The sequence below is a fragment of the Enterobacter cloacae complex sp. IR53030 genome (assembly GCF_049238365.1).
Taxonomy (GTDB): domain Bacteria; phylum Pseudomonadota; class Gammaproteobacteria; order Enterobacterales; family Enterobacteriaceae; genus Enterobacter; species Enterobacter kobei.
This window is the reverse complement of record NZ_JBMKHA010000007.1, coordinates 242610-252866: the sequence shown is the minus strand read 5'-3', so window position 1 is coordinate 252866 and position 10257 is coordinate 242610. Positions and strand designations below refer to the sequence as shown.

General features: G+C 53.7%; 10 protein-coding genes and 1 tRNA gene. 3 read left to right on the top strand and 8 right to left on the bottom strand.

From position 1 onward, the window contains the following. The 7 genes from ACOTXR_RS10280 to aspA form a co-directional block, all read right to left on the bottom strand. The coding region (locus tag ACOTXR_RS10280; protein ID WP_421767027.1) for a hypothetical protein at positions 1 to 269 on the bottom strand (269 nt) is incomplete at its 3' end. Next, a tRNA-Phe gene (locus ACOTXR_RS10275) sits at positions 237 to 312 on the bottom strand. The genes ACOTXR_RS10280 and ACOTXR_RS10275, both read right to left, overlap by 33 nt. A gap of 127 nt (positions 313 to 439) precedes the next feature. After that, a complete protein-coding gene (locus ACOTXR_RS10270) occupies positions 440 to 1015 on the bottom strand; it encodes a transcriptional regulator (RefSeq protein WP_023331831.1) in 576 nt (191 codons plus the stop codon). A 49-nt stretch (positions 1016 to 1064) separates the two neighbouring features. Next, on the bottom strand, positions 1065 to 2768 hold the full coding sequence (locus ACOTXR_RS10265; protein WP_058690332.1) for a protein-disulfide reductase DsbD: 1704 nt from the start codon (positions 2766 to 2768) through the stop codon (positions 1065 to 1067). Continuing rightward, entirely contained in the window at positions 2744 to 3067 is a 324-nt protein-coding gene (gene cutA, locus ACOTXR_RS10260; RefSeq protein WP_014882197.1) for a divalent cation tolerance protein CutA, read from the bottom strand. Before cutA ends, ACOTXR_RS10265 begins: the two co-directional genes overlap by 25 nt. A 113-nt stretch (positions 3068 to 3180) precedes the next feature. Further along, a complete protein-coding gene (locus tag ACOTXR_RS10255) occupies positions 3181 to 4482 on the bottom strand; it encodes an anaerobic C4-dicarboxylate transporter (RefSeq protein WP_058690330.1) in 1302 nt (433 codons plus the stop codon). 115 nt (positions 4483 to 4597) lie between these two features. Further along, positions 4598 to 6034, bottom strand: a complete 1437-nt coding sequence (gene aspA, locus ACOTXR_RS10250; RefSeq protein ID WP_003855923.1) for an aspartate ammonia-lyase — start codon at positions 6032 to 6034, stop codon at positions 4598 to 4600. 335 nt (positions 6035 to 6369) lie between these two features. Between aspA and ACOTXR_RS10245 the strand changes: the two genes are divergently transcribed. Beyond that, positions 6370 to 6834 (top strand): FxsA family protein, encoded by a 465-nt coding sequence (locus ACOTXR_RS10245; RefSeq protein ID WP_014882199.1) that lies wholly within the window; start codon positions 6370 to 6372, stop codon positions 6832 to 6834. A gap of 24 nt (positions 6835 to 6858) precedes the next feature. Here the strand turns inward: ACOTXR_RS10245 and yjeH are convergent, their stop codons facing one another. Continuing rightward, on the bottom strand, positions 6859 to 8106 hold the full coding sequence (yjeH, locus tag ACOTXR_RS10240; RefSeq protein ID WP_058690329.1) for an L-methionine/branched-chain amino acid transporter: 1248 nt from the start codon (positions 8104 to 8106) through the stop codon (positions 6859 to 6861). A gap of 179 nt (positions 8107 to 8285) precedes the next feature. Between yjeH and ACOTXR_RS10235 the strand changes: the two genes are divergently transcribed. Then, positions 8286 to 8579 carry a co-chaperone GroES gene (locus ACOTXR_RS10235; protein WP_003855929.1) on the top strand — a complete coding sequence of 98 codons (294 nt, stop codon included), beginning with the start codon at positions 8286 to 8288 and terminating at the stop codon, positions 8577 to 8579. A 31-nt stretch (positions 8580 to 8610) separates the two neighbouring features. Beyond that, positions 8611 to 10254: a chaperonin GroEL gene (groL, locus tag ACOTXR_RS10230; RefSeq protein WP_014882201.1), complete on the top strand. Its 1644-nt coding sequence runs from the start codon at positions 8611 to 8613 to the stop codon at positions 10252 to 10254. Positions 10255 to 10257 lie beyond the last annotated feature (3 nt).

The window sequence follows — 10257 nt, the reverse complement described above, 5'->3', positions numbered from 1 at the left end:
AGAGTAGGGAACTGCCAGGCATCAATCAAGAAGAACCCCGTACCGTAAGGTGCGGGGTTTTTTGCTTTGGGCGTTATTCCTCTCCTTGAAACTTTCCCGTAGGCCGATAAGGCAAAGCCGCCATCCGGCAAAGCAGATTGCGCGATCTCACCGGAAAGAGAAGCAAGAATATAAAAGAAGGGATTTATAAACGCAGAAAAGCAAAAACCCAGCCATAGGCTGGGTTCTTTAAATAGTGGTGCCCGGACTCGGAATCGAACCAAGGACACGGGGATTTTCAATCCCCTGCTCTACCGACTGAGCTATCCGGGCAACGGAGCGCATTAAACCGCAATCGCGCCTTATCGTCAACATTATTTCGGGGAAAGCTGTTCAATTGCTTAACTTTGCGGCAATCTGGCGGTTTACGCGCCGAAAAGACCAAATTTCGCTGATTCGCTTACGTCAACGCCCCGCCCATACGACACTGAGCAAAGCGAAGAATATCTTCCGCCAGACGGTGCGCCGTATCCACATCGGCCTGGCTACGATTCACCAGCATGCGGCTCAGACAACCCTCCAGTATCAGCTCCATCTGCTTAGCGACCATTGCCGGGTCATCCACTTCAAGCGTTGTCAGTAGCTCGTGAGTGAAGTCATGCGCCGCACGCTTTTGCTGATCCGCCAGCTGATGTATTGGATGCCCGGGATCGGGATAAAATGTACAGGCGGCAATAAACAGGCAGCCCGGATAACGATTGTTACTGACACATTCAGTCAGGGCGGTGTAGCGAGCCAACAGCTTTTGCTCAGCCGTCAGTTCTTCATTAAGCATCAACTGTCTGCGCCAGATATCCACCTGCTGGCTAAGGTAGCGCAGCGCATCATAAAGCAGGGCCTCTTTATCCGGCCAGAAACGCGTTAACTCATCCAGAGGGTAATCGATACGGTCGGCTACCATCTCAAGCGTGGTGCTGGCGATCCCTTGAATCTCAAGTAATTGCAGGGCTTGTCCCAGTACGTCTTCACGTTGCACGGTTATCTCCTCCGCTATTCCCAACGGTATGTCCCGTCTAAAGTGTTGTTTACGGTTGGCGATTGCGCAAATGCGCGCTGAATGCCGTTGAATCCATAAACCCGGTTACACGCTGTTCTGGCTGCTCTTCCCCTTGTTCATTGAAGAATAAAATGGTTGGCAGCCCGAGTACGTTAAGGTGCTTAAGCAGAGTCTTATCCTGCTCATTGTTGGCGGTGACGTTTGCCTGGAGCAATACCGTCTCTTTCAGGGCGCTTTGTACCTGAGGATCGCTAAAGGTGTATTTTTCAAACTCTTTGCAGGCAACACACCAGTCAGCATAGAGATCGAGCATCACCGGTTTACCTTTTGCCTGAGCCAGGGCGCTATTGAGCTCATCGACATTGTTAATGCGGGTGAAGTCCAGATGCGCCTGCGTCTGACCCACCGGCGTGCCAAATGCCCAGTCCTGCAGCGGACGCACGCTGACCAGTGCAGCCGCCAGCAGCAGGATTTGCACAAGGCGCATCCATGGCTTTTTCGCCCCCAGGCTGACGATAAATGCCCAGGAGAAGAATGCGACGCCAAGCATCGCCCACAGACGCCTTCCCCACTCGTCTCCGATGATGCGCTCCAGCAGGAACACCGGTAGCGCCAGAATGACAAAACCAAACGCGGTTTTCACCGTCTCCATCCACGGCCCGCTTTTCGGCAGCAGACGATTACCAAAGACCGTCACAAGAATGAGCGGCAGACCCATCCCCAGCGCATAAAGATACAGCGTTCCGCCACCGAGCCACATATTGCCGCTCTGGGCGATGTACAGCAGGATGGCGCTGAGCGGCGCAGTGGTGCAGGGTGAACAGATTAGCCCGGCAATTGCACCCATTGCGAACACGCCGCCTGCAGATCCTCCCTGCTGACGATTACTCATCAGCGTTAAGCGGGTTTGCAGCGAAGAGGGCAGTTGCAGAGTGAACAGGCCAAACATCGACAGCGCCAAAAGAATAAAGACAACTGACAGACCAATAAGCACGTAAGGATGCTGAAGCGCTGCCTGGAATTGCAATCCAGCGGCGGCGACCACGAGGCCGAGCGCCGTGTAGGTTAATGCCATGCCCTGGACATAAATAAAAGCCAGCAGCAGCGCCCGGGCGGTGGAAAGCCGTTGCTTACCGCCTAGCACAATCCCGGAGATCAGCGGGTACATGGGCAGTACACACGGCGTAAAGGCAATGCCAATACCAATCAGTAGCGCCCAAAACGCTGAGAAGGGAAGATCTGAAGTGGCTTCGCCTTCTCCCTTCACCCTGGCCCTCTCCCCCGAGGGGAGAGAGGAGGCAGCCGCTTTAACTTCAGTAAGCGGAACGACCTTCGTTTCAGGAGGATAGCAGAAGCCCGCGTCGGCACAGCCCTGATACGTCACGGTCAGCGTGGCGCCTTTATCCGCCTGATTCACCGTGACGGGGACGTTTAAGCGCTGACGATAGATTTCACTCTTACCGTAGAACTCGTCCTCGTGCCACTCGCCCGCGGGCATCTGCAATGCGCCGACGTTAGCCTTTGCGGACGTGATGCTGACCTGTTTGCGGTAAAGGTAGTAACCCTCTTTCACCTGCCAGGTCAGATTGAGATCGTGCTGGTTCTGCTGAAAATCGAAAACAAACGCCTGGTCGGCAGGAATAAAGTTTGAACGGCCGGGTGCGTCAAACAACCCGGCAAATACTGATGTGCTGCACAGCAGCAGGATCAGCGTAAGGAAGCGTTGAGCCATGTGAGATAGTCGTTATCGCCATGGAGCACTGGCAGCACCAGCAGCTCTGGAGTTTGGTAAGGATGATGAGACTTGAGGCAGTCGAGGAGCGCCTGCTGGTTCGCCCGGTTGGTTTTTAGCAACATCTGGACTTCGTACTCCTGCTCCAGTTTGCCTTCCCAGTAATAAAGGGAGGTTGCGCCGGGGAGGAGCGTTACGCAGGCTGCCCATTTTTCGGCCAGCACTTTGGCGGCGAGATCCTGGGCAGAGGCTTCATCAGGGGCGGTACACAGTACGACAACGGCATCAGGCGTGTTCACAAGTCGACCTCCTCATCACGAAAGTCTTCACTATATCACGCAAGACGATTGGTCATTAATGAATCGGGCCACAGTGCGGCCCGATTTTAACTATTTTTACAACGGCTGAAGGTTTACAGCACAATGCCACCGATGATAAAGCCGAGGATGACGCAAAGCGTAATTGCCACCACGCCCGGGATCAGAAACGCGTGGTTAAACACGTATTTACCGATACGGGTAGAGCCAGTGTCATCCATTTCAACCGCTGCCAGCAGGGTTGGGTAGGTTGGCAGAACGAACAGTGCGGAAACGGCTGCGAAAGAGGCAATCGCCGTCAGCGGCGTTACGCCTAACATGAGTGCCGCAGGCATCAGCGCTTTGGTGGTTGCTGCCTGGGAGTAAAGCAGGGTCGCAGCAAAGAACAGCACGACTGCCAGCAGCCACGGGTAGTTGTGCAGCAGGTCGCCGGCTACGGTCTGGATATCGCTGATATGCGCCTTCACGAAAGTATCGCCGAGCCATGCCACACCCAGTACACACACGCAGGCGCTCATACCGGATTTAAAGGTACTGGCGTTCAGCACTTCGCTGGTGTCGATTTTACAGGTGATACTAATCAGCGTCGCGATAGTCAGCATGAACACCACAATCGCTTCGTTACGCGGCAGAACCGGATTCTGAATCAGCCCCACGGTGTCACTGATGGCGGTTGCGTAGAACATCACTGCGACGATACCAATCAGGAAAAGCAGTACGGAGCGCTTTGCGTGTGGCTTCAGTTCGAAGACCTGGCTACCGCGCAGTCTCACTTCACCTTTTGCCAGACGCTCCTGGTAAACCGGATCGTCTTTCAGTTCGGCACCGAGGAAGTTACACAGCACGGCAGTAATCATGACCGCAATCAGCGTCACCGGAATACAGATCGCCAGCAGCGTCAGGTAGCTCACACCCATCGGCTCAAGGATACCGGCGAAGAAGACCACGGCGGCAGAGATCGGCGACGCGGTGATGGCAATCTGAGACGCAACGACGGCAATAGAGAGGGGACGAGACGGGCGAATCCCCTGTTCTTTTGCCACTTCGGTAATCACCGGCAGCGTGGAGAACGCCGTGTGGCCAGTTCCCGCGAGAATGGTCATAAGCCAGGTGACCAGCGGGGCAAGGAAGGTAATGTATTTAGGATGGCGGCGCAGCATACGCTCCGCCAGACTCACCAGGTAGTCCATACCGCCTGCCACCTGCATAGCGGCGATAGCGGCAATAACTGCCATGATGATTTCGATAACGTCAAAGGGGATTGCGCCGGGTTTAATCTGAAAGATAAGAGTAAGAACGAGCACCCCGAGACCGCCGGCAAAACCGATGCCGATACCCCCGAGTCTTGCTCCCAAATAAATCGCCAACAAGACGATGACGAGTTCTGCTCCAAACATAAGGACCTGCCTTGCTTATTAACAAGTTGATATTGAATTGTTGTATTTTGGTAACGCCTAAAAAGAAAAAAGGCACGTCACAAGTGACGTGCCTTTAAAAGCCTAGCCTGAACGGTTACTGTTCGCTTTCATCGGTATATCGTTTCGCTTTATATGCCGGGTGCATCAGGTTCTGGGCGGAGAAGATATCGTCCAGCTCAGCCTCGGTCAACAGTCCGCGCTCCAGCACCACTTCACGCACGCTCTTACCGGTTTCGGCACAAATCTTACCGACGATGTCACCGTTATGGTGACCGATGAACGGGTTGAGGTAGGTGACGATCCCGATAGAGTTGTAAACGTAGCCTTCACACACTTCTTTATTTGCGGTAATGCCGTTAATGCATTTTTCCAGCAGGTTGTAGCAGGCGTTAGTCAGGATGTGGATAGATTCGAACATCGCCTGGCCAATCACAGGCTCCATTACGTTCAGCTGCAGCTGACCGGCCTCGGAGGCCATCGTCACGGTAGTGTCGTTACCGATGACTTTGAAGCAAACCTGGTTCACCACTTCTGGCACGACCGGGTTCACCTTAGCTGGCATGATGGACGAACCCGCCTGCAGTTCTGGCAGGTTGATTTCGTTCAGGCCAGCGCGCGGGCCGGAAGAGAGCAGGCGCAGGTCATTACAGATTTTGGACAGTTTCACCGCCAGACGTTTCAGTGCGCTGTGTACCATCACGTACGCGCCGCAGTCGGAGGTGGCTTCAATCAGGTCTTCCGCAGGCACGACCGGCAGGTTGGACACTTCAGCCAGCTTCTGAACCGCCAGCTGCTGATAGCCATCCGGGGTGTTCAGACGCGTACCGATGGCGGTTGCGCCCAGGTTCACTTCCAGCAGCAGCTCAGAGGTGCGCAGCAGGTTTTTGGTCTCTTCATTCAGCAGCACGTTAAATGCGTGGAATTCCTGGCCCAGCGTCATTGGCACTGCGTCCTGTAACTGGGTACGACCCATTTTCAGGATATCCTGGAACTCAACCGCTTTACGCTGGAAGCCATCGCCCAGTTGGTTGATGGCGTCCACCAGTTTCACCACGGAGGCATACACCGCGATACGGAAGCCGGTTGGGTAGGCGTCGTTGGTGGACTGGCATTTGTTAACGTGGTCGTTCGGGTTCAGGTACTGGTATTCACCTTTCTGATGACCCATCAGCTCCAGGCCGATGTTTGCCAGTACTTCGTTGGTATTCATGTTGACGGAGGTACCCGCGCCGCCCTGATAGACGTCAACCGGGAACTGATCCATGCATTTGCCGTTGTTCAGCACTTCATCGCAGGCAGCGATAATCGCATTTGCTGCGCTTTTAGGAATGGTTTGCAGCTCTTTGTTAGCCAGCGCTGCGGCTTTCTTCACCATCACCATGCCACGGACAAACTCAGGGATATCGCTGATTTTGCTGTTGCTGATGTAGAAGTTTTCAATCGCTCTCAGAGTGTGAACACCATAGTAGGCATCCGCTGGAACTTCCCTGGTACCCAACAAGTCTTCTTCGATACGAATGTTGTTTAACATGTGAACCTTCTTTTCAAGCTGCCGATGGATTGTACTAAACACACAGTATATATGTGGTTTTGAATATTTTCTGACCGACGATTATTCCCTCAATCAGCCAGATGCTCGAGATCATATGCTGATGATAGCGAATTGCCGTAAGCTGGATCACTTATTATCGAGCCGATTCCATGATAATTATTAATCTGTGAAATGTGTCACCGCTTTAATATTTCCAGAAAAAATATCCGTGCAAACCGATTGAATTTTCGCTAACTGCCACCATTTCATACAAACGCGCGTCGCGAACACATTCAGACAGGGGCCTGACGGCACCTGCCCTACAGGAGATGCCAGTGCGCTGGATACCATTTATTGCTTTCTTTCTCTATGTTTACATTGAGATTTCCATTTTTATCCAGGTTGCCCATGTACTGGGCGTCCTGCTGACGCTGGTTCTGGTGATTTTCACCTCCGTCATCGGCATGTCGCTGGTGCGTAACCAGGGTTTCAAAAATTTCCTGATAATGCAGCAGAAGATGGCTGCAGGCGAAAGCCCAGCAGAAGAGATGATCAAAAGCGTGTCGCTGATTATCGCGGGTCTGCTGCTTATTCTGCCTGGCTTCTTTACCGACTTCCTCGGCCTTTTGCTGCTTCTGCCGCCAGTGCAAAAACACCTGACCATGAAGCTGCTGCCGCATCTGCGTTTTAGCCGTATGCCGGGCGGTGGCTTCAGTACGGGCCCGGGCGATACGTTTGAAGGGGAGTATCAGCGTAAGGATGAACAGCACGACCGTTTAGACCACAAAGACGATCGGTGATTTTTATGCCCGGTGGCGCATCGCTCACCGGGCCTGCGGGGTTTGCCGCTTCGGTAAAAACAGCCACAGCCCTGCCAGCATGACGATGGCATACACACTCTTCCATCCCACCATTGCCAGCAACAGCAGGCAAAGCACACCCCCGACGACCGCCAGTGCTTTATAGCGGCCTTTCAGCAGACGACAGCCCGCCAGCATGCACAGCAGATAGATCATAATGAAAATGCCGTTGGCGTAGACGATCAGGGCATCCAGATTGATTTTCAGTACGTAAATACCCAGCGTACTCAACACGCAGCAGCCCAGCACGGTATTCAGTGCATTCACCGGAAGTTGACGTTTGGACAACTGCGCAAGACGGCTTTCAGGATTATAAAGCGCCTGCGACCACACCAGACGGGCAAAGCTCTGGATATAAATATTCAGGCTGGCAAAACAGGCGAGATAGCCAATCATACATGCGACCCACAGCGCTTTTACGCCAAACAGGTGTACCACTATGCCAGGCAGTGACGCGGCAGCCGCTTTATCCGCACCGAATGCGTTGAAGTGCAATACCAGCACGGTGCAGGCCCAGTAAACTGTTCCTGCCAGCAGCAGGCCAATCATCAGCGCGCGCGGAAAATCGCGCTCAGGCTGCTTAAATTCAGAGGCCAGATGGGCGAACGCTTCGAGACCCACAAAACACCAGAACATAACGGCAAGGGCGGCGAAAAGCTGTGAATGGTCAATGTTTGTCGCTGCCGGGAAGGGAATGTCCTTAATTGTGATATCGCCCGCCCACCAGACAGCCGCGACGAGCGCAACAATCAGTACCGCAACCAGCGTCTGCAGGTTTGCACTTGAGCTGGCACCGCGTGAGCCCACCCACCAGACAATGGCCAGCGTACCCAGTTCAGCCAGCAGGAGCTGCTCGTTATGCCAGCCAAACAGCGCCTGTCCAAAGCCGGTTGCAATATGCAATGCCGCAGGAAGACCCACCGGGATCACCGAGAGAAACAGCCAGCCGGTAACACGCTTCAGTTGCGGGCCAAACGCCAGCCCGACAAAGTGCGCCACACCGCCTGCGTCAGGGAAGTGCCGCCCGAGGATGGCAAACACAATGGCTATCGGAAACACCAGCACAATCAGCACCGGCCACGCCCACAGGCTGTTATTGCCTGCTACCAGCGCCGCCAGTGCGGGTACGGCAAATACGCCCGTACCTAACAAGGAGGTTGAGAGCAGGCCAACGCCCTGCGCCAGTCCCAACTCCTGTTTAAGTCCACTCATTGACATCGTCCTGCCAATACCAAAAGAGAGGGGATGGTAACACTTTCGCAAAATTTTTTTTCAACTCCCCCTTGAAGGGGGAAAAAGCTATCCCCATCTCTCAGGGCACTAGTCGGAAAACCGCATGCGGGCCGGCGTCATCCATAACTGATAATGACTTTCTCAAAGGAGAGCTATCAATGAGTATTCGTCCGTTACATGATCGTGTGATCGTCAAACGTAAAGAAGTTGAAACCAAGTCTGCTGGCGGCATCGTTCTGACCGGTTCTGCTGCAGCCAAATCAACGCGTGGCGAAATCATCGCTGTCGGTAAGGGCCGCATCCTGGAAAACGGAACTGTGCAGCCGCTGGACGTTAAAGTTGGTGACATCGTAATTTTCAACGATGGCTACGGCGTGAAATCCGAGAAGATCGACAATGAAGAAGTGTTGATCATGTCCGAGAGCGACATTCTGGCAATTGTTGAAGCGTAATTTACGCACGAGAATTTGAGGAAATAAGAACATGGCAGCTAAAGACGTAAAATTCGGTAACGACGCTCGTGTAAAAATGCTCCGCGGCGTAAACGTACTGGCCGATGCAGTTAAAGTGACCCTGGGCCCGAAAGGCCGTAACGTAGTGCTGGATAAATCCTTCGGCGCGCCAACCATCACCAAAGATGGTGTTTCTGTAGCACGTGAAATCGAACTGGAAGACAAGTTCGAAAACATGGGTGCGCAGATGGTGAAAGAAGTTGCCTCTAAAGCGAACGATGCTGCAGGTGACGGTACCACCACCGCGACCGTACTGGCGCAGGCTATCATCACTGAAGGTCTGAAAGCCGTTGCTGCGGGCATGAACCCAATGGATCTGAAACGTGGTATCGACAAAGCTGTCGCTTCCGCTGTTGAAGAGCTGAAAGCGCTGTCCGTACCGTGCTCTGACTCCAAAGCCATTGCTCAGGTAGGTACCATCTCCGCTAACTCCGACGAAACCGTAGGTAAACTGATCGCTGAAGCGATGGACAAAGTCGGTAAAGAAGGCGTTATCACCGTTGAAGACGGTACCGGTCTGGAAGACGAACTGGACGTGGTTGAAGGTATGCAGTTCGACCGCGGCTACCTGTCCCCATACTTCATCAACAAGCCAGAGACTGGCGCTGTTGAGCTGGAAAGCCCGTTCATCCTGCTGGCTGACAAGAAAATCTCCAACATCCGCGAAATGCTGCCAGTGCTGGAAGCCGTTGCGAAAGCAGGCAAACCGCTGGTTATCATCGCTGAAGACGTTGAAGGCGAAGCGCTGGCGACCCTGGTGGTTAACACCATGCGTGGCATCGTGAAAGTGGCTGCGGTTAAAGCACCTGGCTTCGGCGATCGTCGTAAAGCGATGCTGCAGGATATCGCTACCCTGACTGGCGGTACCGTTATCTCTGAAGAGATCGGTATGGAGCTGGAAAAAGCGACCCTGGAAGACCTGGGCCAGGCAAAACGCGTTGTGATCAACAAAGACACCACCACCATCATCGACGGTGTGGGTGAAGAAGCCGCTATTCAGGGCCGTGTTGGTCAGATCCGTAAGCAGATCGAAGAAGCAACCTCTGATTACGACCGTGAAAAACTGCAGGAGCGCGTAGCGAAACTGGCAGGCGGTGTCGCCGTTATCAAAGTCGGTGCTGCGACCGAAGTTGAAATGAAAGAGAAAAAAGCGCGCGTTGACGATGCCCTGCACGCGACCCGTGCTGCGGTAGAAGAAGGCGTGGTTGCTGGTGGTGGCGTTGCGCTGGTGCGTGTTGCCGCTAAACTGGCTGGCCTGACTGCACAGAACGAAGACCAGAACGTGGGTATCAAAGTTGCGCTGCGCGCAATGGAAGCGCCTCTGCGTCAGATCGTTTCTAACGCCGGTGAAGAGCCATCTGTGGTTGCGAACAACGTGAAAGCGGGCGAAGGTAACTACGGTTACAACGCGGCAACTGAAGAATACGGCAACATGATCGACTTCGGTATTCTGGACCCAACTAAAGTTACCCGTTCTGCTCTGCAGTATGCGGCATCTGTAGCTGGCCTGATGATCACTACCGAGTGCATGGTTACTGATATGCCTAAAGGCGACGCGCCTGACTTAGGTGCTGCTGGTATGGGCGGCATGGGTGGTATGGGCGGCATGATGTAATCA